The sequence below is a fragment of the Bacillus sp. A01H genome, assembly GCF_045277205.1.
Lineage (GTDB): Bacteria > Bacillota > Bacilli > Bacillales > Bacillaceae_G > Bacillus_A > Bacillus_A paranthracis.
This window is the reverse complement of record NZ_CP117702.1, coordinates 589606-615000: the sequence shown is the minus strand read 5'-3', so window position 1 is coordinate 615000 and position 25395 is coordinate 589606. Positions and strand designations below refer to the sequence as shown.

The window sequence follows — 25395 nt, the reverse complement described above, 5'->3', positions numbered from 1 at the left end:
GTTAAAAGTTTAAAAACATGTTTCAAAAATCATTATAATCTCCCTTCCTTCTGCATTTCATATCTTATCACTTTACCATATTTCTGCACGATAGAAAATTCTAAATTTTATGTTATATTATTGTTATAGGAGCGTGGTGAGAATGAGCATTAAGTATTCAAACAAAATCAATAAAATCCGGACCTTTGCATTAAGTTTAGTATTTATCGGCCTCTTCATTGCATACTTAGGAGTCTTTTTCCGTGAGAACATTATTATTATGACAACATTTATGATGGTTGGCTTTTTAGCTGTTATCGCTAGTACAGTCGTTTATTTTTGGATTGGTATGTTATCTACTAAAACTGTACAAATTATTTGTCCAAGCTGCGATAAACCTACAAAAATGCTCGGTCGTGTCGACGCATGTATGCATTGCAACCAACCTTTAACAATGGATCGAAATCTAGAAGGAAAAGAATTTGATGAAAAATATAATAAGAAGAGCTATAAATCATAGGCACATATGAGTACAGTAAGGAAAATGTATCCTTACTGAGCTAAACATTAAAAGGTGATTTCTTGGTTAAGAAATCACCTTTTGTATTTATTCTTAATTAAATTAGATCTCCACTGAACATTTTAACTCCTTCTGAACCTAACGTAATTCCCATATATAATAAAGAAAGAGGTTGACGTAAAGCCGTCAGCCTCTTTCTTTATTATATATTACGCCTTATGACACTCTGGACAAACGCCATAAATTTCTAAGCGATGACTATTAATAACGAAGCCTGTTGTTTTTGCAGCTTCCTCTTCAAGTTGTTCCAAACCTCCATAAGGAAAATCAACAATTTTACCACATTTTTCACAAATCACATGATAATGTTGACTTGTAACATAATCAAATCTACTTGAAGCGTCTCCATAAGTTAATTCCTTTACAAGCCCAACCTCTTTAAATACACGTAAGTTATTATAGACAGTTGCAACACTCATATTTGGAAACTTACCTTCTAATGCTTTATAAATATCATCCGCTGTTGGGTGCGTCATTGATTCCACAAGGTACTCTAAAATAGCATGACGCTGTGGAGTAATGCGTACACCCGTATTTTTCAGCATTTCTAGCGCTTCTTTTAATTCTTCTTTGACCACCGTCATGCACCCCGATTCTATACGGATTATTATTTTATAATTCTTATAAAGAGTGTACTCCTTTTCTTATAAATCGTCAATATTTCTACTATAAGTATGTGGTTAATTTTTGTATATAGCCTTATTCTTATGTATCTTTCCCTATTTTTTATGCATTTACAATAGAAAAAAAGTGCGACATAATCGCACTTGGAATACTATCATCTGAGGAGGTATGCCCTACACTTCACTTTATGTAAGACAATAAAATATGTATAGACACTCGCCTTACTTCTATATATTTTATCTCCACAATGGATTTACTTTATATAAGAAAGAACATCTTCAATATGTCCCTTCACTTTCACTTTACGCCACTCTTTTACAAGCTCACCGGCTTTATTAATCAGGAATGTAGAGCGCTCAATTCCCATGTACTCTTTCCCAAAGTTCTTTTTCAATTTCCAAACATCGTATAATTCTGCTACTTTATGATCCTCATCTACTAAAAGTGTAAATGGAAGTTCATGCTTCTCAATAAATTTCAAATGTCTATTTGCCGAATCCGGACTCACTCCAAGAATAACCGTGTCCTTCTCTTGAAATAATCCATAAGAATCACGGAAATCACACGCTTCAGTTGTACACCCTGGAGTCATATCTTTCGGATAAAAATATAGAACTACATTTTTCCCACGAAAATCAGCTAAGCGAACTTGTTCCCCGTTACTTCCCTCTAATGTAAATTCTGGAGCCATTTCTCCTACTATAACCATTGTTATCACTCCTATTCTTTTCTTTTACTATAACAAATGCCATCTTATTTTTCATTGTCTATTACAGACCTCATCACGAAAGCAAACGGTAATGTATATCCAATTAGCGCTTCTCCAATTGCAATCCACCGCCCAATTCCAATTGGAGATATATCACCATATCCAACAGACAATAAAGTAACTGCGCTAAAATATAAACAAATTTCAACGAGTTGAAAAGAGTGAGCGTTTAAGCTTTCTCCATCCTCTTTCAAAACTGCAAAACCCATTTCTTCTAATACAACATAACTTAATCCAAACGCAATTAGTACAGTTGTATAAATCAAAAATAATGTGGCTAGATTATACAGCGAAAAAAAACGCGTTGAATCTGAATAGGAACTCCATAACAATTGGACACTTCTCAAAATAGCAATTGCTACAATTAATAGAATAAATCCCCATAACATGTCCTCCACCTCATTTTATATGTATGAGACAGCCATTGGATTTATCCCTTAGAAACAAACAAGCTTTTATAATTAATTCCCTGCACCACGGTACCTTTTTACCCCTTGATTCCAAAGAGTAATTGCAATCGTAAAACAGATAACACCAACGAGCGGTGTTGCAAATGCATAGCTATTCCACTCTGTTTTTCTTAAAAAGTACGCTGCTGGATACACTCCGACAAACGCAAATGGTAGGACAAACGTTAAAATGAAGCGAATCACACGGTTATAAATATTAACAGGATAGCGGCCATAATTCCCTATGTTATACATTAGCGGCATAATCGAACTTTTCGCGTCCGACCAAAAACCAAGACTTGCAAGCGTAACAAATATTCCTCCGTATACAAGTGCGCCCCCTCCTACCATCAACAAGAATAAGAAGATATCGTACCAGTAAAAAGATAATTGCAACTCCACTGCTGCGTAGCCCATTACAATCATTCCCGTAATCGCTCCAATTAAAGATTCAAGCTCCATTCTTTCTAAAATAATTTGAAATAAACTATGAATCGGTCTCGTTAATATGCGATCCATTTCTCCTTTAATAATGTAACGATCATTAAAGTCCCATATGTTAAAGAAAGCTGAGAAAATGGCAAACGGCACTAAAAAGAAACCATAAATAAAGATGACTTCTTCTCTACTCCAACCTTTTAATGCTTGCGTATGTCCAAACACAACAAGAATAAAGATTAAATTAACAGCCTGTAGTGATAAATCAGAAAGTAATCCAACGATAAAATCGCCCCGATACTCCAATTTTGTTTTTATATATTGACTTGCATATTGCAAAAATAGTTTTATATATATCATCTCATCATCCCCCTTGTACAATTAGACGTTTTCTCGCCGTTCTCCACATGAGTACAATCGGAATAATAAGTACAATGGCCCAAATTACTTGGAATAATAATGCCTCATACAATTTACTTCCTAGTATACCTTCTGAGAAAATCATACTCGGAATATAACTAATAGCCTGAAACGGTAAAAACATCATTGCCTTTTGGGCCCATAACGGATAAAAACTAATTGGTAATAATAGACCTGAAAACAAATCAATAACAACACGTTTTGCATACATAATTCCGCTATTATTAAATAAGAAGAATGTGAGCATTCCCGTCATTAAATTAATTTGTGTATTAATAATAAAACTAAATATTAATGATAAGAAGAAATATAACCACGTTTGAAAGTTCGTTGTAATTTGCAATGAAAACAATAGGGTAACAATGACCATACCCGGAATTGAAAAGAAGGCAAAGCGAAATATTCCTTCACCAAGACCTTGCATCACTTTCATCCCTAAATAGTTATATGGACGTATCAGTTCTACCGCTACACGTCCTTCTTGAATCTCCATCGCAATTTCCCTGTCTATATTATTAAAATAAAAAGCACGTGCCATCCACGCAATTGCGATATACGTAGTCATTTGCGAAATAGATAAACTTTCAATATTCTCTTTTCCGCTATAAATTGCTTGCCACAAAAAATAATATGCGCCGATATTAATTGTATAAATTAAAATCCCGCTATAGTAGTTTGTACGATACGCAAGCATCATTAAAAAGCGAATTCGAATCATTTCAATGTACTTACCCATGTTTAATACCTTCCTCATAAATGTTACGAATAATTTCCTCTGTAGACACTTCGTTAATTTTTAAATCTTTAATTTGAAAGGCTTGTACCACTTTAGAAATAAGCATTGAAATAATAACTTCTTCATTCGGTATTTTGGCAATCCACGCGTTTTCCTCTTTCGCTTTCGACCAAACGACATGACTATCTGGCATAACCATTGATAAATCCTGATAAGAAACTGGTGCGACAAACTGAAAATGTATTTCTTTCTCTGCTCCCCACTGCGTACGAAGATTATGTAAAGAACCGTCATACATAATATTGCCTTCATCCAGCATGATAACGCGCTCACATAATGCTTCAATATCAGTAATATCATGGGTTGTTAATAAAATTGTTGTTTTATAACGTTCATTCATTTCTTTTAAAAATTCACGTATTTTCAATTTCACAAGTACATCTAGCCCAATTGTTGGTTCATCTAAAAATAATAACGGTGGATTATGAATTAATGCCGCCGCTAATTCACAACGCATTCTTTGACCTAAAGATAACTTTCGAACTGGCTTGTCTAACAAAGGACCAATATCTAACGTTTCGATTACGTGCTCCATATGTTCCTTATACTGAGCGTCTGAGACACCGTACACTTTTTTTAATAAACGAAACGATTCTTGCACGGCAATATCCCACCAAAGCTGCGAGCGTTGACCGAAAACAACACCAATTGTTCTTACAAATTCTTCCCTCTGCTTATGTGGGTTCATCCCATTTACTAAAATGTCTCCTGATGTCGGAGTCAAAATTCCCGTAAGCATTTTAATTGTCGTTGATTTACCGGCACCGTTCTCACCGATATATCCAACCATTTCACCTTGTTTCACAGTAAAAGATACATCATTTACTGCTGGTACTATTTTATAATTACGATTTAATAAATCGCGAAATGCACCCTTTAAACCTGGACGACTTGAATAGGCTGTAAATTCTTTACGTAACCCTTGTACCTCAATTACCGATTTCATAACCGGACCCCCTTCCTAAATGTCACAACGAATAGTTTACCCAACTGCCTTCTCTATCACAAACAATACGTCTTTTCGAAAAACATGTTAGAATAATACATAGATTTTTGTAAGGAGATGAATGGTAGTGAAATTCACAAAATCAGAAGCATTACATAAAGAAGCTTTAGAACATATCGTTGGCGGTGTTAATAGTCCTTCTCGTTCTTTTAAAGCAGTTGGCGGCGGCGCTCCTGTTGCTATGGAACGTGGAAAAGGTGCTTATTTCTGGGATGTAGACGGAAATAAATATATCGATTATTTAGCAGCATACGGTCCTATTATTACTGGACATGCTCACCCGCACATTACGAAAGCAATTACAACAGCTGCTGAAAATGGTGTACTTTACGGAACTCCAACAGCGCTAGAAGTAAAATTTGCAAAAATGTTAAAAGAAGCAATGCCTGCATTAGATAAAGTTCGCTTCGTAAACTCTGGTACTGAAGCTGTAATGACAACAATTCGTGTCGCTCGCGCTTACACAGGCCGCACAAAAATTATGAAATTCGCTGGTTGTTACCACGGTCATTCTGATTTAGTACTTGTAGCAGCTGGATCTGGCCCTTCTACACTAGGAACTCCTGACTCAGCGGGTGTACCACAAAGTATCGCTCAAGAAGTTATTACCGTTCCATTTAATAATGTAGAAACTTTAAAAGAAGCATTAGATAAATGGGGACATGAAGTAGCAGCTATTCTTGTAGAACCAATCGTTGGAAACTTCGGTATTGTAGAGCCAAAACCTGGCTTCCTTGAGAAAGTGAATGAACTTGTTCACGAAGCTGGTGCACTAGTAATTTATGATGAAGTTATTACTGCTTTCCGCTTCATGTACGGTGGTGCTCAAGACTTACTTGGCGTAACACCAGACTTAACAGCGCTTGGTAAAGTTATTGGCGGCGGACTTCCAATCGGTGCTTACGGTGGTAAGAAAGAAATTATGGAACAAGTTGCCCCTCTTGGACCTGCATATCAAGCTGGTACAATGGCAGGAAATCCTGCTTCTATGGCATCTGGTATTGCTTGTCTAGAAGTTCTTCAACAAGAAGGGCTTTATGAAAAATTAGATGAACTTGGTGCAATGCTTGAAAAAGGAATTTTAGAGCAGGCTGAAAAACATAATATCGATATTACATTAAACCGCCTAAAAGGCGCTTTAACTGTATACTTCACAACAAATACAATTGAAGATTACGATGCAGCACAAGATACAGACGGAGAAATGTTCGGTAAATTCTTCAAGCTTATGCTGCAAGAAGGAATTAACTTAGCACCTTCTAAATACGAGGCATGGTTCTTAACGACAGAACATACAAAAGAAGATATTGAATATACAATTGAAGCTGTAGGTAGAGCATTTGCTGCTTTAGCAAACAATAAATAATCCCGCCATTAAAAGGAAAAAAGAAAGCACACCTTTCTTTTTTCCTTTTTTCTATTTCATAAATCCCTCATTAATAGTATAATTATTCATAATTATCTGTTTAATTTTATTTTATATCCTTACTATCTTTTGTATACAAGGCTGCTCACGCCTCAAATAGTAAGATTATTCAAACTTTCATAAGAGGGGGGATTGACGGATGCTCAATAAAACAAACACATGGACACCGTCTTTATTTCGAGATTACAAAAATGCGGAACACGATGCGTGTGGAATCGTTTCCGTTATGGAGAAACGAAAAATTCCTACAAAAGAAAATATTGACCTTTGCATACAATCGCTCGTCAAAATGAATCATAGAGCTGGTTTCATTAATGGCGAAGGCGATGGAATCGGTATTCACATTGATGTACCAAAATCACTTTGGAATGAAAAATTAAAAAGTAGCGGATATAATCCAACGATCGTGGATCATCCCCACTTTATCGTTGGACATTTTTTTCTAAACAAAAACGAAAATATAGTTAATTTAAAAAATCATATTCGTACACAACTAAATAACGAAAACTTTGCAATTCTTTTCGAAAGTGATGATGTAATCAACTCCGATGCACTCGGTCCACTTGGTAAACAAGAAGAACCTTTATTTTGGCAAGTTGCTCTTATCGCAGAAAATGAAGTTACAAATATTGAGCAAACATTATTTACAGTAACGATAAAAATAGAAGAAAATGAAGCGATTCATGTTGCTTCCTTAAGTCGTGATCACGTTGTATATAAAGTTCTCGGTGCTGGGGATACACTTGTTGCCTATTACAATGATTTACAACACCCACTTATTGCTTCAACTATGACACTAGGACATAATCGCTATTCTACTAATACATTATCTAACTTCTTTCGTGTACAACCATTTAGTATCCTCGGACATAATGGTGAAATTAACACAATTGCTAAATTACGCGATCAAGCTGAAATGATTCACGTTCCACTTACTGCTGGGGGCAGTGACTCCCAAGATTTAAACCGCACCTTAGAAACTCTACTTGTTCAATACAACTACAGTTTATTTGAAGCAATGGATATACTATTCCCGCCAATTATTAATGAAATTAAACTTTATGAACCACATTTACAAGATTTATATACGTATATACGTGAAGCATGGGGCCATTTTGCACAAGGTCCAGCTGGCATTATTTCACGTTATAAAGATGAAGCTGTTTTCAGCGTGGATTCCCTCGGGCTACGACCAGTATGGAAAGTAGAGACAGAAAGCTCTTATATTTTCTCTTCTGAACCTGGAGTTGTATCCCCAACTGAATATGTAGCAGAACCAAAACCACTCGCTCCAGGGGAAAAAGTCGGACTAAAGTGGAATGAACAAGATGAGCTTGTTCTTTATGAATATGACAAATACCAAGCTCAAGTATATGACCGTTTTAAAGAACGAGTGGATACTAAAGATTATCATTTAAACTTATCTACCCCTGAAACGAAAGAAATCCAAGGATTATGTGATTCTATGCAAGTTGACACAAAACAATACGTTGCTTTCGGATGGGATCGTGAACATATTCAGCTTCTTGAACAGATGGCAACAAAAGGTGTTGAACCAATTCGCTCACTTGGGCATGACTCACCACTCGCTGCACTTGATACTGATAGACGAAATATCGCTGACTTCATTAAGGAAAGTGTAGCTGTTGTTACAAATCCAGCAATCGATCGCGATCGAGAAGTTGAACACTTCTCCACCCGAACGATACTTGGCAAACGTCCAAGTTTATTGGCTGATGCTAAACAGCCATTTGTAGTTGAGATGCTTTCCCCAATCATTTTAGAAGGAAGTGTAGCACAATCTATTGTAGAAGAATTACACACAATTACGTACGAGCAACTTATACAACTATTCAATACTCATAGCTCTATCGCTACAATCTCTGCTACATTCAGTCAGGCAGAAACTTTACAATGTGCCTTAAGTCGAATTAGTTCTGAAGCGATAACAGCCGTGAACGATGGAGCTTCCCTATTATTAATAGACGATGCTGACGCTCACCTAAATGGACGATTATGGATTGATCCGCATTTAGTTACCGCGAAAGTACATCATGTATTAAGCGAAAATAAATTACGCCGAAACTGCTCTCTCGTTATACGTTCTGGTGCCCTTCGCTCCTTACACGATATCGTCACACTGTATGGATTAGGAGCAGATAGTATCAATCCATATTTACTATTTGCAACCGTAAATGATGGGACAAAAACACCAATTACGAATTTATATCATGCACTTAATAAAGGACTGGAAAAAGTCATTTCAACAATTGGAATTCATGAATTGCGTGGTTACGGTCGCCTCTATTCTTCTATCGGGTTACATGAAGAAATCGCAAATATATTGCAAATTACAAATTTCTTAGGTTCAAATGATTTAGCTTTTTCTCTTGAATCACTTGCTGAAGATGCACAAATGCGAGCGAACGATTATAACAATCCTAAAGTTAGAATGCGAAAATCTTTTCATATATTCCCGCGAATTTGGAAAGCAATCGGCGATGTTGCAAAGGGAAACTCTTATGATGATTACCGTGAAAAATTAAGTGAATTAGAAGAAAATAACCCAATCGCAATTAGACATCTTGTTCAAACGAAAGAAACAAAACATGTCGTTCCGGCTGAAGAAGTGTCCATCAGTATTCAAAATCATGATTTACCATTTATTATTAGTTCCATGTCATTCGGTTCTCAAAATGAAATTGCCTTTCGTGCATATGCAGAAGCAGCTGATCAGCTAAATATGATTAGTTTGAACGGTGAAGGCGGCGAAATTAAAGATATGATTGGAAAATATCCACATACACGTGGACAACAAATCGCGTCCGGACGATTTGGCGTAAACGCCGAACTACTCAATTCATCAAACTTAATTGAAATAAAAATTGGGCAAGGTGCCAAGCCTGGTGAAGGTGGACATTTGCCAGGTTCAAAAGTAACAGCCAAAATCGCTGAAGCGCGTAATGCTACAATTGGCTCTGATTTAATTTCACCTTCTAACAACCATGATATTTATTCCATTGAAGATTTGGCTCAAATGATTACAGAAATTAAAACGGCTAATCAGCTTGCAAAAGTAGCTGTAAAAGTTCCTGTCGTCCCTAACATTGGAACAATTGCTGTCGGTATCGCTAAAGCTGGTGCTGATTTTATTAACATTAGCGGATTTGATGGTGGTACAGGTGCCGCACGTATTCACGCATTGCAACATGTAGGGCTTCCTGTAGAAATTGGTGTGAAAGCCGCTCACAATGCTTTATTAGAAGCAAATATGAGACATAAAGTAGAAATTTGGGCTGATGGTGGTATTCGAAGTGTGAATGATGCCTTGAAAATTATGCTCCTTGGAGCAAACCGCATTGGATTTGGTACATTATCCATGATTGCAATTGGCTGTACAACTTGCCGCGGATGTCATCTAGATACTTGCCACGTTGGAATCGCAACACAGATTGAATCTGAAGCTCAAGCGAAAGAACACGGATTACGCCGCTTCGTCCCGCGTGAATTAGAAAGCGCCGTGGCTGGATTATTACATTTATTCACTACTTTTGGCGAAGAACTAAAACGATTAACAGGAAATCTCGGCTATACAAATTTACAAGAAATTGTCGGGCGTTCCGATTTATTAGAACAAGTTCGAGGCAAAAATTTATTAAACTTATGTAATTTACTACAAACGATAGAACATCCATCTGGTACAAAAACAGAACACGTACTAGAAAAACAATTTGAAACAATTCATTCTCCTCATTCAAAAGAATTAGTAGGCGTTGGCGTAGAGCAACGCGTTATGGGTGGTCTAGAATCTTGTTATCGCGTTCGTAGTAAATTATATGAAGACACGAAGCTTGAACCACTTACATTAAAGTATACGAATGGCTCGATTCCTGGAAATGGATTAGGTGCTTACAATAGTGAGAACTTATTTATACACGTAAACGGCGGCGCACAAGATGGTATTGGTAAAACCTCCTTTGGTGGTGGTATTTATATAACAAAAGCAAAAGGAAAAGACGGTCTATATTATAACGGTTCTGTCGGAAAAGGTTTTGGATACGGTGCACAAAAAGGGGCGCTATACGTTCAAGGTAACGCTGATGCTCGCGCTGGCATTCGCCTCTCTGGAGCAGACATGATAATTGGCGGACGCATGATAAAGCCACTCCGCGAAAAAGAACAAGGGAATATAGGAGCATACTCTAATATTAAAGGTTTCGCTTTTGAATATATGACAAATGGGCGCGCGCTTGTTTTAGGAGATCCTGGTCCATGGATTTGTGCTGGTATGACTGGCGGTGTTGTTTATTTACGCCATGATTCAAGCTTAGGTTTAACAGAACAGGCCTTAAAAAGAAGAATCGCAAAAGGAGCAAATGTTACATTACAACCACTTAGTAAAAATGGTGTGCAAGATGTGACCGAGTTATTACTAGATTATATCCGTGTATTAAATGAACATGAGCAATACGAGGAAGTTGCTTTATTGACACCGTTATTCGATGATATGCAGCAACAGTTTTTTGAAATCATCCCGAAAAAAGAGCAGGCTGATCCATCTATCTCAACAGAGTGATATGCCAAATTTTCATCTTCAAGAAAAAAATTGACGAAGTACACTTCTCATAGTAATCTATAGTAACAATTTGAAACCTGCTGAAATTCAGCAGGTTTTTTTACTAAAAATTGATGTTTAAAAAGAATTAGGAAAAAGTATAAAATGAATCTTAATTTCTTATTAACGTCACTAAAATATCACTTGCTAACATATTGTAATGAATGTATAGTATCATGTTGTACATTCATTATGACAAGAGAAAGGATCTTATTAAGGGTATGAAACTTGGTGCTCGCATTTTAAAAACGGGTATTGCCATCACATTAGCTTTATTTGCTTGTATTTTACTTAACTTACCGAGTCCAGTATTTGCGGGAATCTCAGCTATCTTCGCTGTTCAACCGTCTGTATACCGTTCGTATTTAACTGCACTTGAACAAATTCAAGCAAACGTCATTGGTGCGGTATTCGCTATCGCATTCGCTACTGCTTTTGGACATAATCCTTTTATTATTGGATTAACATGTATATTAGTAATTGCTCTTACATTGCAATTACGATTAGAAAACACAATATCAATTGCTTTAGTAACAGTTATCGCTATTATGGAGTATCAAGGTGAAGATTTCTTTAGTTTTGCCTTACTTCGATTTGCGACGATTATGGTTGGAATTATTGCGGCTTCACTTGTAAATTTAGTGTTTATGCCGCCAAAATACGAAACAAAGTTATATCATCGCATCGTTGATAATACCGAAGAAATTGTAAAATGGATTCGAATGAATAGCAGGCAAGCTTCTGATTTTACAACATTAAAAACTGATATTGATCGTATGAAAGAAAAAATGATCAAACTAAACCATTACTATTTGCTGTATAAAGAAGAAAGAAGCTATACGAAAAAAGTAAAGTTCGCAAAAATTCGTAAGCTTGTTTTATTCAGACAAATGTTAGCGACGACAAGTCGTGCTTTAAGTACGTTAAAATCATTACATCGTACTGAAAACGAACTGCGCTATATGCCAGAAGAATTCCAGGAATCTATTCAGAACGAACTTGATTCATTAACACATTATCATGAACAAGTTTTATTAAAATTTATTGGTAAAGCAAAAAAACAACAATCTGTTGAAATGCTTGATGAAGTTGAAACAGGTAAACAGGAATTAATTGATATCTTTATGGAATATCAAAACAAGGATGATGAAGAGGCATATAAAACATGGCTACATCTCTTCCCTCTTATTTCTGCTATTATTAACTATAGTGAAGAAGTAGAGCATTTAGATTTACTTGTGGATAGCTTCTACACATACCATAAACCAGAAGCAGAACTCAAAATCGATGATAAAAAAGAAGACGAATAAAAAACAGCTCCTTTTACGCTAAAGGAGCTGTTTCTGTTATATGTTGAAGTTGATATAAATTGTGGTAATATCCTCTTTTTTTCATTAATTCTTCATGAGATCCTGTTTCTTTAATTTCACCATCTTCAATGTAAATAATCGTATCCACATGCGTAATCGTCGCCAATCGATGTGCAATTATGATCGTCGTTCGATCAGCAGCTAACGTTTGAAGCGCCTCTTGAATATATCGTTCATTTTCTAGATCCAAAGCGGAAGTCGCTTCATCTAATATAAGTAACGATGGATTCTTTAAAAACACGCGTGCAATCGCTACACGTTGCCTTTGCCCACCAGATAACTTCACACCGCGTTCCCCGACGACAGTATCATAACCATCAGGTAACTCAATAATAAAATCATGAATTTGCGCAGCTTTGGCAGCTGCAATTACTTCTTCCTCTGTAGCTTTCGGATTCCCATATAAAATATTTGCCCCGATTGTATCGCTAAATAACAAATTATCTTGCAGTACAATTCCAATATGACTACGTAAATTTCTCATATCATACTTTCTAACATCTATCCCATCTACATAAACTGTGCCTGAAGAGACATCATAGAAACGCGGGATTAAACTAGCAAGAGATGACTTCCCTCCCCCACTCGCTCCTACAAGTGCTACCTTCTCTCCTGGTAACATAGTTAACGAAAGGTTATGTAATACCTCTTTTTCATCCGAATTGTAACGAAAAGATACATTATCAAATATCACTTCACCATTTAATTTTTTCGTTTGTACCGCACTTGGCACATTCACAATATCGTATTTTTCATCTAATAGTTCAAACACCCGATCCATCGATGCAAAAGACTGTGTTAATGTCGTAGAGGAATTGACAAGGCGGCGAAGTGGACTATACAAACTATCCATATATCCAACAAAGGCAACCATAGTTCCTAAGGTTAACTGCCCCTGAATCACTTCATACGCCGCAAAACCAATCACGAGTAACGGCCCTAAATCTGTTAACGTATTTACTGCCGAAAATGTTCTCGCCGTCCAACTCGTATGTGTTAACGCTTTCGTCAAAAATTCATTATTTCTTTTTTCAAATTGCTTCCCTTCATACTCTTCTAATGCAAAGCTACGTGTCACTTGCATCCCTTGAATACGTTCATGTAAATACCCTTGCATCGTTGCTAACGCTTGTGAACGCTCTTTCGTCAATTTTCGAAGACGCCCGAAAAAATATTTCACTGCCACTACATAAATAGGTAAAATTAATAGCGCAACAAATGTCAATTTTATATTCATAGAAAACATAACAATGATAGCGATAGCAATTGTTGCCGTGTCTAACCAAACATTCATCAAACCAGTAATTACAAAATCCTTCGTTTGTTCTACATCATGAATGACACGCGAAATAATCTCCCCTGTTTTTGTATTCGAATAATAACGTAAACTCAACTTTTGTAAATGACCAAAAATATGTTTTCGCAAATCATATAGTATTGTATTTGCGATACGCTGCGCAAAATATTGACGATAATATTCAATCGGTGGTCTTAACACTGCAAAAATAAAAAAGGCAATCCCAATCGCTGTTACTAGTTGGGACGTCTTATCTTGAAGTGACCCTCCGCCCTGAATGACATCATCAATAATATACTTTAATAACCACGGCATAATGAGCGGGATGCCGAATTTAACTAGACCAATCATAATCGTAATAGCAATAAGCCATCGATATGGTTTAACAAATTGCAAATATCTTTTTATACCTTGCACATAATCCCCCCTCTAATAGGACAAACCTGCGGGGAAATCCCCTGCAGGTTTGTTTTAATTTCTGTACATTAAATATCTCTCATACCACATATCTACAAAGTCTGGTGCGAATGGCCCTTTTCTTTGATGAATCCATTGTGTTAGTTGTGCTACATTTCGTTTTAAAATCGTATCAATTACAGGTGGATATTGCATAATTTGACTATGTTTTTCATATTCATCTTCATCTAAAAGTGTATATGTCATATCTGGATACACTTTAATATCTAAATCATAATCAATATACTTTAACGCTTCAGAATCATATGCAAAAGGTGAGCTTAAATTACAATAATAATATACGCCCTCTTCCCTTAACATTCCAATCACATTAAACCAGTAGTTTGCATGAAAATAACAAATTGCTGGTTCACGAGTAATCCATGTTCGGCCATCTGATTCTGTCACTACTGTACGATCATTTGCTCCGATCACAAGACTTTGTGTCCCTTTTAAAATCGTTGTCTCTTCCCACATTCTATGAATGGAGCCATTATGTTTATAACTATGTATTTGTACTTTTTCTCCTTCTTTGGGAAATCCCATATATGCTCCCTTCCTTCAACTGCAAATGCCCTTTGAACTGCATTCACTTTTTTTCTATTATAACTTTTTTGTCGAAATTTTAAAACTAAAGCGATAAGACTCTATATTTTACACTGAATACGATATCCTTAATCCTATTAAGAAACAAGGATCTTCGCTTAACATTTTATAAAGGAAGAAATGAGAATAAAAAAAGTCCTTCCTCATTTCCATGTACAGAAGGACCTTTCACCTAAAGGCAACAATATATCTTATCCTAAATTTGAAATCATTTTTTCAGTTTCAAAAGATTGAATCACACTATTTGTTTGCTCTTCAAATTTCTCATGTAATAGCTTGAGCGCTAATTCTGTTCTATATATTTCTTGGCGGATAAAATGTAATTCCTTTTTATCGCACGTATCCTTTTCGCTCATTTCAATTTGCTGATACTTCTCTAGGTGAGCTTGTAACTTCAACAACTCATCCATCGTTTCCAATTGCTCTCCTACCAACTTATCAAAATCGTTCATTACTTACCCCCTTTTGGACTTATTTATCATTTATTATTCCTCATTACATATTTCTAATCTTTAACTTCCTTCTCCTTTGACTACATTTGTTGACTTATTAGAAGTTATGTCGTTCGTTTTATTTTCATTCCCATGACCAAAGCACAAAGAAAACACTTCTCTCGAATTAGAGAAGTGTTTTTCTTTCATTACTGATTTGAACTAGAAGATTGTGATTGTTTTGCAGCTGATTGTGCATTTTGTTTTTTCACAGCATGCACGTCTGTTTCAGTTGAAAATTCAGTACCATAACTAGCGTTTGCACTTTGTGCACCAGAAGCTTGTGCTTTCTTCGCTTCTGATTGTGCGTTTGCTTGTTTTACTGCTTGCACATCTGTTTCAGTTGAAAACTCTGTACCATAACTAGCATTTGTACTTTGAATGCTAGCACCAGAAGTTGCCTTGTTATAACCTTGTTGTTTTTTACTCATCTTTCTCACCTCCACAATCAATAATGTAACCAATTCAACTAGAAGCTATCCGTAATTTTCTTTTGAAAAAATTCCGCATATATCTCTTGTTACTCATTCAAACTATAGAAAATGGAGGTGGGAATATGTATGTAGGACGCGATATGACTGAACTAACGATGGTTTCAAAAAGTGAGTGGAAAGAAGATGAATTGGCTTATTTTCATCATTCATTACAACAGATTTTGCCGTATTTAAATGCAGAAGGTCAAAGTATCTACAAAGAAATTGTAATAGAAATTGAATCAAGAGGCGGCTTACAAGAAGGTGATGCTAGTTGGACTCATGGGACAAAAATTTCTTACGATTAAAAAAGTGTTCCCAACCTGGGAACACTTTTTTTGTTTATCCCGCTTTAATGGGCAGTAAGACCCCCACCTCAAAATGCAGCGAAAGCAAAGAAGTGAGGTGGGGGTAAGGCTGCCCATTAAAGCCCGATTGGTGAGGGTTGATAATCAGTGGGGATGAAGAAAACCCCCACTGATTAAAGTTTCACTTTATTGCATTGTAATTTTCTCAACACAATTCTCATAAATCGTACGATGTGATTTAGAGAAAGGTAACTGCTCAAATGCTTCTTTCGATACAAATTTCAATGTATCTGTTTCAACGATATCACCAGTTACTTTTCCGTAAAATACGAATATATCCCATGTGCGATGTGTAAATGTATGTTGTACATTCATTGCGTATTCATCAATAGAAATCGAGAGCTCAAATTTTTCTTTCATATAATCTGTAAGCTGTTCTTTCTGACTTCGAATCCCTTCGCCAAGTTCAATATTCGGAAACTCCCACATGTTAGCTAATAAACCGGTACTTGGACGTTTATTAATGACGTAACGACCATCTTCAGTTTGAAGTACTCCTGCAACGATCGGTACCATCGTAGGGGCTTTCGCTTTACTTTTTACTGGTAATTCCTTTTGAACACCTTCAGCATATCCCCTGCAATGCTCACGTACAGGACAAAGTAAGCATGCTGGATTTTTAGGAATACAAATCAATGCTCCTAATTCCATCAAACCTTGATTAAAATAAGATGGATTTTCAGCCGAAATAATTTCACGCACAATCTCTTCAAACACTTTTCTCGTTTTTGGTTTTGCAATGTCATCCCATACTGATAAAATGCGAGATAATACACGCATAACATTTCCGTCAACTGCCGGCTCTGGTATACCATATGCGATACTTAAAATAGCACCTTTTGTATAGGGACCGACTCCCTTTAATTTCTCAATCTTCTTTACATCACTTGGTACAATCCCGCCATATACTTCTTTTACTTCTTTTACGGCTGCATGTAAATTTCGCGCTCTAGAATAATAGCCTAAACCTTCCCATGCTTTTAACACTTCTTCATCATCAGCATTTGCCAAAGCTTCTAGAGTAGGAAACTTCCCCATGAAATTTGCGTAATATGGTTTTACAGCTTCTACCCTAGTTTGCTGCAACATAATTTCCGAAACCCAAACACGGTATGGATCTTTATTTTTACGCCACGGTAAGTCGCGTTGCTCTTTTTCAAACCAACCAATTAAATCATTTTGAAACTGCTCTATGTTAAAATTATTTAATATTTCAAGTGTCAAACTTGGTCCCCCTCATTTTTTTGCATATAAGTACTATTATAAAGATTTTAGGAAAAAATTTAAGTAAGATGACATAGGAAATAGAAGGCAAAGGACTTGAGGTATCGAATAAAAAGAGTTACATTAATAAAAAACGGAGGTGGATTTCTATGGACACAGCCACTCACCTTGTTATGGGCGTTACTCTAGGCAGTTTGGCCACGTTAGATCCAGCCATAGCACAAAGTGATATTGGGCCACAAGCAGTTATGCTTGCTACAATTGCCGGCTCCAATATTCCTGACATCGATACAGTTTTAAAATTGCGTAATAACGCTAAATATATAAGAAATCATCGTGGGATTACTCATTCCATTCCTGCAGTGATTCTTTGGTCTTTCCTTATAAGTGGCATCTCTTTCGCCTTCTTTTCAGACGCTCCATATTTGCATCTACTACTTTGGTCCTTTATTGCCGTCTTTCTTCATGTCTTTGTAGATATTTTTAATGCCTACGGTACACAAGCATTACGGCCCTTCACAAAAAAATGGGTAGCGCTCGGCATCATTAATACATTTGATACCGTCATTTTCTTTATCCATATACTCGCAATTGCTTGTATGCTCGTAGGTTCCCATAAAGGATATACTGCCTTAGCAGCGTATATATTAATGATTGTTTACTACATCGGACGGATTATGATGCATAGAAATATAAGAAGTGTTGTACAAAAACGTTTCAAAAATGTTGAGAAGATAATCATTTCTCCTTCTTATCGATTTTATCATTATCATTTAGCAGTCGTTACAACCGATTATTACTACGTTGCTAGATGGCATCGTGGTAACATTATGATCTATGATAAGTTCGATCGGGTACCGTTCCCAGATAATGCTATTATGCGCGCAGCTAAACAAGATGAAAACATCTCAGCATTTTTATCTTTCTCCCCTGTATATCGCTGGGACATTTTCGATTATGATCATTATTATGAAGTTCGATTCATTGATTTGCGATATCGTAGTAAAGACTATTATCCATTCGTTGCGATCGTTCAACTCGATCATAATTTAAATATTATTAGTTCCTATACAGGATGGATTTTTAGTGAAGAAAAACTTCGAAAAAAACTGGAGTTACTTCCACATTAAAAAAAGCGACTTCAGTCGCTTTTTTTAATGTTTCAAATGATCTTCTTGATTGATTAGATGGCTATATTTCGGATTATTTGTACGCATTTCATGAAGGCGTCCTCCATGATTATTAATCCATGATCGCACAACTTGTTCAGTCATTTCTTCTCCTTGATAACGACCTGATTTCGCATAAGTCGTTTGAAAATCTTCCCACAGTAATTCAACCCAAGCACGCGCTTGTGCATAAGAAAGCTTGTCATTTTTGTCTAATAGTTCTTTCGTTAATGCTTCATAAATATCATTCATGTTCTAATCTCCTTTACCTAATTATCCCTTCATTTCTAAAGGATAGTTTCTTCTATTTTGCACATTCTATAATTGATACTTCTTCAAGAGGTATCAACTGATGATGAGGAGGGCGTTCGCAATGGGTAAACAAGCCGAATTTTGGTCTGAGTCAAAAAACAACAGCAAAATCGACGGTCAACCGAAAGCGAAATCACGCTTCGCTTCGAAGCGACCTAACGGCACAATTAACACGCACCCACAAGAACGTATGCGTGCTGCAAATCAGCAGGAAGAGTAGTAACAAAGTAACTTAACTTCCTACACGAGGTGATAAAGATGAGCTACCGTGATCGCTTAGATAGTCGTTCTGAATTATTTAACCATACGTGGACTCGTCCGAAACATGCAAAAGCGCAAGTTAACGGACAGACGCAACAAACCCAGTCTCTCATTATCTTGGCGAATGAATGTAAAAAACGCCAATTTTAGAATCTCCTATCTCCTGTAACGCCTACCAAAGATGAAAACCAGAGAGATATTCGCTCTCTGGTTTTTATTTTTCTTGTAATAAAGAAATCGGTATTCCTATCTCTTCATTATCATTTTGCTTATGTCCCCAAGCAAATACCCCATTGAAATACGTAATTTCAAATAATATACCAGGTTCTTCTACTAATTCATACGTTTCACCAATATGGAATTTGTTTATGTCAGTCATATAAGCGCGAGCCATTGCTATCTTTCGCATTAATACATCGAACTCATTTACAATTCCAAGTTGCTCAGCTTTTATTGCTTGCTCTTTCAAAACCCCAATTTCTTCCCTTAGCTCATATGGTGTCATTTCACTGTAGCGTTTTGGCATATTCATTTTATTCCCTCATCCCTCTTCACGTTTCATTTGCAAAAATATCTCTATCTCATCAATAGAGAATCCTTTACGATATAACGCTTGTTTCATCTTATTTTCAAACGTCCATCCATCATACTTCTTATATTTCTCATAGTATTTGTTCCCATGATAGTGTAACGCTTCTTGTTGCTTTTCGTCATCTTTTTCGTCTTTCAATTCTTCTAAACAAATTTGAATCACATCTCTAGAATATCCTTTACGAACAAGCATTTCGTCTAATTTTAGCTTCATTTGTAAAAACGAATGCTTTTGATAAGACTTTTTCTTCTTTTCTATAAGAATTAAAGCATTCTCAATTTGCTTTTCCTTCGGATATTCTTGTAAACTATGCGTAATAATTAGATCCTGAACACCTTTATTTAACAACTCTCTTTTAATAACCGTTGGACCTTTTCGATTCACATTACTTTGCGTTCTCGTATATAAAATAGCATACTCTTTATCATTAATATATCGGTCATGTAATAATTTCGAAACGACTTCAGAGATGATGGCTTGTCCCACTTCTTTTTTTCGTAAAAAATCTTCTATTTCTAGTTTCGTTCTCATTTGATAGGATAAATAGGAGATTGCTTGTAAATATGCTTTCTGTACCTCTTCATTGTACAAAATATTTCCTAACGCTATTTCATCAATTTCTAAGCCCTTTTGTAATCCGTGTTTTATTAAGATTACTTCATTCACACTAAATCCGTATTCTTCACCTTGACCTTTATCGATATAAATATTAAACCGTTCTTTCGATCGTTTTTGTACTTCTATTTTTGTAATGACAGCCATACTCTCACCTCTCTATTATTTTAACATAGTCGAGGAACGTTTTTGCTTTTCAAGAATATATATAATGAGGAGGAAATAATTGTGAAAATCGCAATTTCTGGTGGTACCGGCTTTATAGGTAAATACCTTTCTACCTTTTTTATTCAAAAAGGATATACTGTTTATATTCTCTCACGAAAAAAAACTGCTGAAACTTCCGATCCTAACCTTCAGTATGTACAATGGACACCAGATTTACAAACCTTCCCCCTCTCTTCTATTGATATAGTTATTAATCTAGCTGGAGAGTCTATTAATAGTAGATGGACAAAGAAACAAAAGAAAGTCATTTTAAACAGTAGAATTCAAACAACAAAAGGACTCATTAAACAATTGCAGGCACTCCCTACAAAACCACACACATTTATTAACGCAAGTGCAATTGGATACTATGGAACATCTGAAACCGAGTCTTTTACAGAACAGCATGTGACTCCTGGAAATGACTTTTTAGCAAATACAGTATATTCATGGGAACAAGAAGCATCTAAAGCACGTGCTCTCGGAATACGGACAATCTACGCAAGATTCGGAGTCGTATTAGGTCCAGACGGAGGAGCCCTTCCAAAAATGCTACTTCCCTATCAATTCTATATCGGAGGTACAGTTGGATCTGGAAATCAATGGTTATCATGGATTCATATAGACGATGTCGCTTCCATGATTGATTTCATCATACACAAAGAAGAAATTGATGGACCTCTTAACATTACAGCTCCTGATCCTATAAGAATGAAGGAATTTGGAGAAATCATTGCAACTATAATAAAAAAACCTCATTGGTTACCTGTCCCTTCATTTATGCTTCATGCTTTATTAGGCGAGATGAGCATACTTGTACTAGAAGGGCAACATGTATTACCTAGTAAAGCAATTGAGTATGGGTATCAATACACATTTCCGTCAATAGACCATGCATTACAAAATATACTTTCGCATACAATGTAGTACTTCTAAAACACAGTTTTACAGAGGGCCCTTTCAAAACTTTTATTTTCTAGCATCCGGAGCATTATTACACAAATAATCTTTCAGTTACTTTCCCTTACATTCCATTAACATTATAAAGTAACAGAAATGAGGTACCTATGAAAATATTGCTCAAACAAGCCATTGTCTATCCTATTACATCCCAAAAATTTCAAGGGGATGTACTCGTTATAGGAGAAAAAATTGCTGAGGTCAAGCCTTCCATTCAACCTACTCAAGATATGACAGTTATAGACGCACGTGCTCTTCATCTCTTACCTGGATTTATTGATGTCCATACCCATCTTGGTCTCTATGATGAAGGTACTGGTTGGGCTGGCAATGATGCAAATGAAACGTCTGAAGTTTCAACACCCCATATCCGTTCTTTAGACGGAATCCACCCTTTGGATATTGCATTTAAAGATGCGGTACAAAATGGAATTACAACTGTTCACGTTATGCCAGGAAGTCAAAACATTATCGGTGGTACGACTTGTGTAATAAAAACAGCCGGAACTTGTATTGATCATATGATCATTCAAGAACCTGCTGGCTTAAAGATTGCCTTTGGCGAAAATCCTAAAAAAGTCCATAGTAATGGAACAAAAGAGTCCATTACGCGTATGGGAATTATGGGATTACTTCGGGAATCATTTTATGAAGCACAGCACTACGGGCATGAAGCAGATTTTCGAATGCTTCCTATTTTAAAAGCATTACGCCGTGAAATACCCGTACGTATCCACGCTCACCGAGCAGATGATATTAGTTCCGCTCTACGCTTTGCAACAGAGTTCAATCTTGATTTACGTATTGAACATTGTACAGAAGGACACTTTATTGTTGAAGAACTTTCAAAACACAATTTGAAGGTTTCAGTTGGCCCCACGCTTACACGCCGTTCTAAAATCGAACTAAAAAATAAAACATGGGATACTTACCATATATTATCAAAAAATGGAGTGGAAGTTTCCATCACAACAGATCACCCCTATACACCCATTCAATATTTAAATGTTTGTGCTGCTGTCGCAGTAAGGGAAGGATTAGACGAAAAAACTGCACTAGAAGGAATCACTATATTTCCAGCGCGAAATTTACGTTTAGAGGATAGAATTGGAAGCATTGAGGCTGGAAAAGACGCTGATCTTGTGCTCTGGACCCATCATCCTTTCCATTATTTAGCCAAGCCTGTACTAACTATGATTGATGGAAAAATAATTTACAAAAAAAATAAAAAAAACTAGTTTATTTTTTTGACTAGATAAAGTATTATACGATTATAAACTGAATGAAACCATAATCAATTTGTGTCGTGATTATCATTTTCAAATTGATGAATGGGGAAGGCAAATGGTGCGCCACCAGCGTTAGAAACTGGTTCTAGTGGGTTCGATTCCCACCCCGAAATTTTTTAAAGATTGATATAAAAATTTCGAGGGTGGGGTGTTTTTTCGTCATGCTACCCTCGTGTGAGGAGGAGTTAGTATGTTGAAAAAACGCGACTTACACGACAGCCACGTTCTATACGAGTTAATGGTGGATCCAGCTGTCTTCCCTTTTGTGCGTCAAAAGGCTTATTCTTATGAGGAATATTTATTTTTAACGAAACAAACGATTGAAGCTGAAGAGCGTGGGGAATTAATTTCACGCACAATTTTAGATGAATGGGGTAACCCTATCGGAACAATTACTTTATTTGATGTGCAAGAAAAAGCCGGATTCCTTGGAACATGGCTTGGCAAACCTTATCACGGAAAAGGCTACAATAAATTGGCAAAAGATTCATTTTTTAGCGAACTTTTCTACGAGTTAGATATTGAAACGATCTTTATGCGTATTCGCAAAATAAATATTCGTTCTATTAAAGCTGCAGAAAAATTACAATATGTAAACCTAGCAAACGAAACAAGAAAAGCCGTTTATGATGAAATTAACGCAAATGAAGAAGTATATAACTTATATGAAATTCCAAAAGATCAATATACACTTGCTACAATGCGAGATACAACGTTCCAAGATTCTCATCACTTAAAAGAAGCATAATCTAAATTTTCAGAAATAATAATTAACCATTAACATTTTGATATATACGTATATCACCCCATGTCTTTGGAAACGATAAATAGTGACTTTAGGACACGAGGTGATTTGTAATGGATAAAAAGAAACGTGATAAAGCAAAAAACGCATTATCTAGTACACAAGAAGTTCTCTACCAACGAGAATTTCGTAAAGCAGATCGCGCAGCGGGTTATCGCTCGAAAAGTATTTAAAGTGAGAATGAATAATTAGAAGTTCTCCCCCCCCTAATTATTCATTCTCATTACATATTTTTTCTACGTGATAGAGTAGGAAAAAGGTTCCTTATAAATAAGGAACCTTTTTTATGTGGATAACGTTATCCACATAATTTATAGAATTGTGAATAAATTAGGCAAACCTTTCACCAGTTTATATATCGTAACGCACATCAAATGTTAGAATTGTGGATATTTTTCTAAAAATTGTGGATAATGTGGATATAGTTGTTAATATTCCGACTTTACTGTTTAATGAAAGCGCACTCTTTATGTGGATAAGTCTTTATCTTCGAAAATAATAAAGAACCCTCTTTAAACATACAAAAGAGGGTTTCATATTAAGTAAATGATTGTGCAAGAGCAGGTGATTTAATAGGTATATGATTCGGTTCTACATGGTTTTCTGCCAAAATTGTATCCACAATATGATCAGCTGGCTCTGGACGATAAATGCTTTTCATCGCTTCTTTCATTTGAAGAAGCCTCATATCATCTTGTAATAACGCCTCTGTTTTTGCAAAAACCTCACTATCATCACGAATGACAACTGCAGCCCCTTTTCTTTCAAAGTACATCGCATTTTCATTTTCTTGTCCTGGAACAGGCTTATATAAAATGACAGGTACTTGCAATGCTGCCGCTTCACTTAACGTAATACCGCCTGGCTTTGTAATCATACAAGAAGTAACACGGAATAGTTCATCAATATTTTCTACATAACCAAATACTTTTAATGCATCAGGATTTTTTTCCTGTAACCCTAACAAATCCTGTTTTAACGCTTCATTTTTCCCACAAACAACAACTACTTGTAAATCAGGTACTGACATAAATGATTGGCATAGTTCTTTTACACTTCCTAATACTCCATGAGCACCTGCTACAATTAGTAAAATCTTTTTATTCTTACATAACTGATATTTATTATATATAATATCTGAATTGATCTTTAACTCAAAACTACTACGAATCGGAATTCCAGTTTCAACAATTTGCTCCGCAGGCACACCAATATCAACCATAACTTCTTTTACGTGATCAGTTGCTACAAAATAACGATCTACTTCCCGATGAATCCATATTTTGTGCACACAGAAATCCGTTAATACGTTATACACAGGAATTGAAATACCTGTTTGCTTTTTTAATTCTGGTACAGCTATAATCGGAAACGTATTAATAACAATATCCGGTTTCTCCGCTTGTAAAAGTAATTTCAAACGTTTTCTTCCAAAATTAGCATACCAAGATGCTATTTTTTTATCATAAATTTTTTCCACGCCATAATAAAACAAGCGGTACAATTCTTTTCCTATTGTATAACTTTTTAAATATAAATATTTTGTAATATCGGTTATAACCGGATGTGATTCTCCGAACAAATCGCATACAATTACATCTTTAATTCCTTTTTGGCGAAATGTTTGTTCTAATGTTTTCGCTACTTGCACATGACCGTTTCCGTAATGTGCAGTTAATATTAAAACCTTGGGGTTTTTTATCAAACAAATCCACTCCTAGCTTATTGTTTCTCCATATTGCATATACGACAATAGGAAAAACATTTTCCTTAAAAATTACATAAACAGACTCTAATA

The 25395-nt window shown here is 35.9% G+C and carries 27 protein-coding genes; 12 read left to right on the top strand and 15 right to left on the bottom strand.

What is annotated here, in order from left to right; genetic code table 11:
* Window positions 1-142 precede the first annotated feature (142 nt).
* A complete protein-coding gene (locus PSR14_RS03355) occupies window positions 143-499 on the top strand; it encodes a YgzB family protein (protein WP_000025063.1) in 357 nt (118 codons plus the stop codon).
* Between the two features lie 209 nt (window positions 500-708).
* Here the strand turns inward: PSR14_RS03355 and perR are convergent, their stop codons facing one another.
* The 6 genes from perR to PSR14_RS03325 form a co-directional block, all read right to left on the bottom strand.
* Entirely contained in the window at window positions 709-1137 is a 429-nt protein-coding gene (perR, locus tag PSR14_RS03350) for a peroxide-responsive transcriptional repressor PerR (protein ID WP_000237831.1), read from the bottom strand.
* 299 nt (window positions 1138-1436) lie between these two features.
* Window positions 1437-1892: a thioredoxin-dependent thiol peroxidase gene (gene bcp, locus PSR14_RS03345; RefSeq protein WP_000237200.1), complete on the bottom strand. Its 456-nt coding sequence runs from the start codon at window positions 1890-1892 to the stop codon at window positions 1437-1439.
* A 44-nt stretch (window positions 1893-1936) separates the two neighbouring features.
* The gene (locus PSR14_RS03340) at window positions 1937-2341 is read right to left on the bottom strand and encodes a potassium channel family protein (protein WP_000964357.1); all 405 of its coding nucleotides are present in this window, start codon (window positions 2339-2341) and stop codon (window positions 1937-1939) included.
* A 72-nt stretch (window positions 2342-2413) separates the two neighbouring features.
* On the bottom strand, window positions 2414-3199 hold the full coding sequence (locus tag PSR14_RS03335) for an ABC transporter permease (protein ID WP_000639354.1): 786 nt from the start codon (window positions 3197-3199) through the stop codon (window positions 2414-2416).
* A gap of 4 nt (window positions 3200-3203) precedes the next feature.
* A complete protein-coding gene (locus PSR14_RS03330; RefSeq protein ID WP_098487589.1) occupies window positions 3204-3995 on the bottom strand; it encodes an ABC-2 family transporter protein in 792 nt (263 codons plus the stop codon).
* Window positions 3988-5001 carry an ATP-binding cassette domain-containing protein gene (locus tag PSR14_RS03325; protein WP_000843643.1) on the bottom strand — a complete coding sequence of 338 codons (1014 nt, stop codon included), beginning with the start codon at window positions 4999-5001 and terminating at the stop codon, window positions 3988-3990. The genes PSR14_RS03330 and PSR14_RS03325 overlap by 8 nt, the downstream gene beginning before the upstream one ends.
* A gap of 121 nt (window positions 5002-5122) precedes the next feature.
* Here PSR14_RS03325 and hemL point away from each other — a divergent pair, with 121 nt between their 5' ends.
* The 3 genes from hemL to PSR14_RS03310 all read left to right on the top strand — a co-directional run bounded on the left by hemL (window position 5123) and on the right by PSR14_RS03310 (window position 12412).
* Window positions 5123-6427 carry a glutamate-1-semialdehyde-2,1-aminomutase gene (hemL, locus tag PSR14_RS03320; protein ID WP_000260535.1) on the top strand — a complete coding sequence of 435 codons (1305 nt, stop codon included), beginning with the start codon at window positions 5123-5125 and terminating at the stop codon, window positions 6425-6427.
* Between the two features lie 199 nt (window positions 6428-6626).
* Window positions 6627-11063 (top strand): glutamate synthase-related protein, encoded by a 4437-nt coding sequence (locus PSR14_RS03315; RefSeq protein ID WP_016716391.1) that lies wholly within the window; start codon window positions 6627-6629, stop codon window positions 11061-11063.
* A gap of 260 nt (window positions 11064-11323) precedes the next feature.
* A complete protein-coding gene (locus tag PSR14_RS03310) occupies window positions 11324-12412 on the top strand; it encodes an aromatic acid exporter family protein (protein ID WP_000765784.1) in 1089 nt (362 codons plus the stop codon).
* A gap of 13 nt (window positions 12413-12425) precedes the next feature.
* Here the strand turns inward: PSR14_RS03310 and PSR14_RS03305 are convergent, their stop codons facing one another.
* The 4 genes from PSR14_RS03305 to PSR14_RS03290 all read right to left on the bottom strand — a co-directional run bounded on the left by PSR14_RS03305 (window position 12426) and on the right by PSR14_RS03290 (window position 15753).
* The gene (locus tag PSR14_RS03305) at window positions 12426-14186 is read right to left on the bottom strand and encodes an ABC transporter ATP-binding protein (protein WP_098487590.1); all 1761 of its coding nucleotides are present in this window, start codon (window positions 14184-14186) and stop codon (window positions 12426-12428) included.
* A 54-nt stretch (window positions 14187-14240) separates the two neighbouring features.
* A complete protein-coding gene (locus tag PSR14_RS03300; RefSeq protein WP_000506628.1) occupies window positions 14241-14771 on the bottom strand; it encodes a DUF402 domain-containing protein in 531 nt (176 codons plus the stop codon).
* 251 nt (window positions 14772-15022) lie between these two features.
* Window positions 15023-15283, bottom strand: coding sequence for a YgaB family protein (locus PSR14_RS03295; protein ID WP_000997582.1), 261 nt, complete (start codon window positions 15281-15283; stop codon window positions 15023-15025).
* Between the two features lie 188 nt (window positions 15284-15471).
* Window positions 15472-15753 carry a gamma-type small acid-soluble spore protein gene (locus tag PSR14_RS03290; RefSeq protein WP_098487591.1) on the bottom strand — a complete coding sequence of 94 codons (282 nt, stop codon included), beginning with the start codon at window positions 15751-15753 and terminating at the stop codon, window positions 15472-15474.
* Window positions 15754-15878: 125 nt separating this feature from the next.
* Here PSR14_RS03290 and PSR14_RS03285 point away from each other — a divergent pair, with 125 nt between their 5' ends.
* Window positions 15879-16103 carry a hypothetical protein gene (locus PSR14_RS03285; RefSeq protein ID WP_000289263.1) on the top strand — a complete coding sequence of 75 codons (225 nt, stop codon included), beginning with the start codon at window positions 15879-15881 and terminating at the stop codon, window positions 16101-16103.
* Between the two features lie 186 nt (window positions 16104-16289).
* Here PSR14_RS03285 and mutY read toward each other — a convergent pair whose 3' ends face one another.
* Window positions 16290-17387: an A/G-specific adenine glycosylase gene (gene mutY / locus PSR14_RS03280; protein ID WP_000171405.1), complete on the bottom strand. Its 1098-nt coding sequence runs from the start codon at window positions 17385-17387 to the stop codon at window positions 16290-16292.
* A gap of 149 nt (window positions 17388-17536) precedes the next feature.
* Here mutY and PSR14_RS03275 point away from each other — a divergent pair, with 149 nt between their 5' ends.
* On the top strand, window positions 17537-18517 hold the full coding sequence (locus PSR14_RS03275; protein WP_000379131.1) for a metal-dependent hydrolase: 981 nt from the start codon (window positions 17537-17539) through the stop codon (window positions 18515-18517).
* A gap of 24 nt (window positions 18518-18541) precedes the next feature.
* On the opposite strand, the gene PSR14_RS03270 is transcribed toward PSR14_RS03275, so the two are convergent.
* Window positions 18542-18808, bottom strand: coding sequence for a YfhJ family protein (locus PSR14_RS03270; RefSeq protein ID WP_000998157.1), 267 nt, complete (start codon window positions 18806-18808; stop codon window positions 18542-18544).
* Between the two features lie 121 nt (window positions 18809-18929).
* Between PSR14_RS03270 and PSR14_RS03265 the strand changes: the two genes are divergently transcribed.
* Window positions 18930-19088, top strand: a complete 159-nt coding sequence (locus tag PSR14_RS03265; RefSeq protein WP_000517891.1) for a small, acid-soluble spore protein K — start codon at window positions 18930-18932, stop codon at window positions 19086-19088.
* A 38-nt stretch (window positions 19089-19126) separates the two neighbouring features.
* A complete protein-coding gene (locus tag PSR14_RS03260; protein WP_000122093.1) occupies window positions 19127-19279 on the top strand; it encodes a YpzG family protein in 153 nt (50 codons plus the stop codon).
* Window positions 19280-19343: 64 nt separating this feature from the next.
* On the opposite strand, the gene PSR14_RS03255 is transcribed toward PSR14_RS03260, so the two are convergent.
* Both PSR14_RS03255 and recX read right to left on the bottom strand, forming a co-directional pair.
* Entirely contained in the window at window positions 19344-19661 is a 318-nt protein-coding gene (locus tag PSR14_RS03255) for a YfhH family protein (RefSeq protein ID WP_001057035.1), read from the bottom strand.
* A gap of 9 nt (window positions 19662-19670) precedes the next feature.
* Window positions 19671-20483, bottom strand: a complete 813-nt coding sequence (gene recX / locus PSR14_RS03250; protein ID WP_000268520.1) for a recombination regulator RecX — start codon at window positions 20481-20483, stop codon at window positions 19671-19673.
* Between the two features lie 81 nt (window positions 20484-20564).
* Here recX and PSR14_RS03245 point away from each other — a divergent pair, with 81 nt between their 5' ends.
* From PSR14_RS03245 to PSR14_RS03230, 4 genes are all read left to right on the top strand, one after another.
* A complete protein-coding gene (locus PSR14_RS03245; RefSeq protein WP_000684389.1) occupies window positions 20565-21470 on the top strand; it encodes a TIGR01777 family oxidoreductase in 906 nt (301 codons plus the stop codon).
* Between the two features lie 140 nt (window positions 21471-21610).
* Window positions 21611-22741 (top strand): amidohydrolase, encoded by a 1131-nt coding sequence (locus PSR14_RS03240; protein ID WP_000698301.1) that lies wholly within the window; start codon window positions 21611-21613, stop codon window positions 22739-22741.
* A 241-nt stretch (window positions 22742-22982) separates the two neighbouring features.
* Window positions 22983-23540, top strand: coding sequence for a GNAT family N-acetyltransferase (locus tag PSR14_RS03235; protein WP_000914738.1), 558 nt, complete (start codon window positions 22983-22985; stop codon window positions 23538-23540).
* A 110-nt stretch (window positions 23541-23650) separates the two neighbouring features.
* A complete protein-coding gene (locus tag PSR14_RS03230; RefSeq protein WP_000358480.1) occupies window positions 23651-23770 on the top strand; it encodes a YfhE family protein in 120 nt (39 codons plus the stop codon).
* A 365-nt stretch (window positions 23771-24135) separates the two neighbouring features.
* Here PSR14_RS03230 and PSR14_RS03225 read toward each other — a convergent pair whose 3' ends face one another.
* On the bottom strand, window positions 24136-25302 hold the full coding sequence (locus PSR14_RS03225; protein WP_000594702.1) for a diglucosyl diacylglycerol synthase: 1167 nt from the start codon (window positions 25300-25302) through the stop codon (window positions 24136-24138).
* Between the last annotated feature and the right edge of the window lie 93 nt (window positions 25303-25395).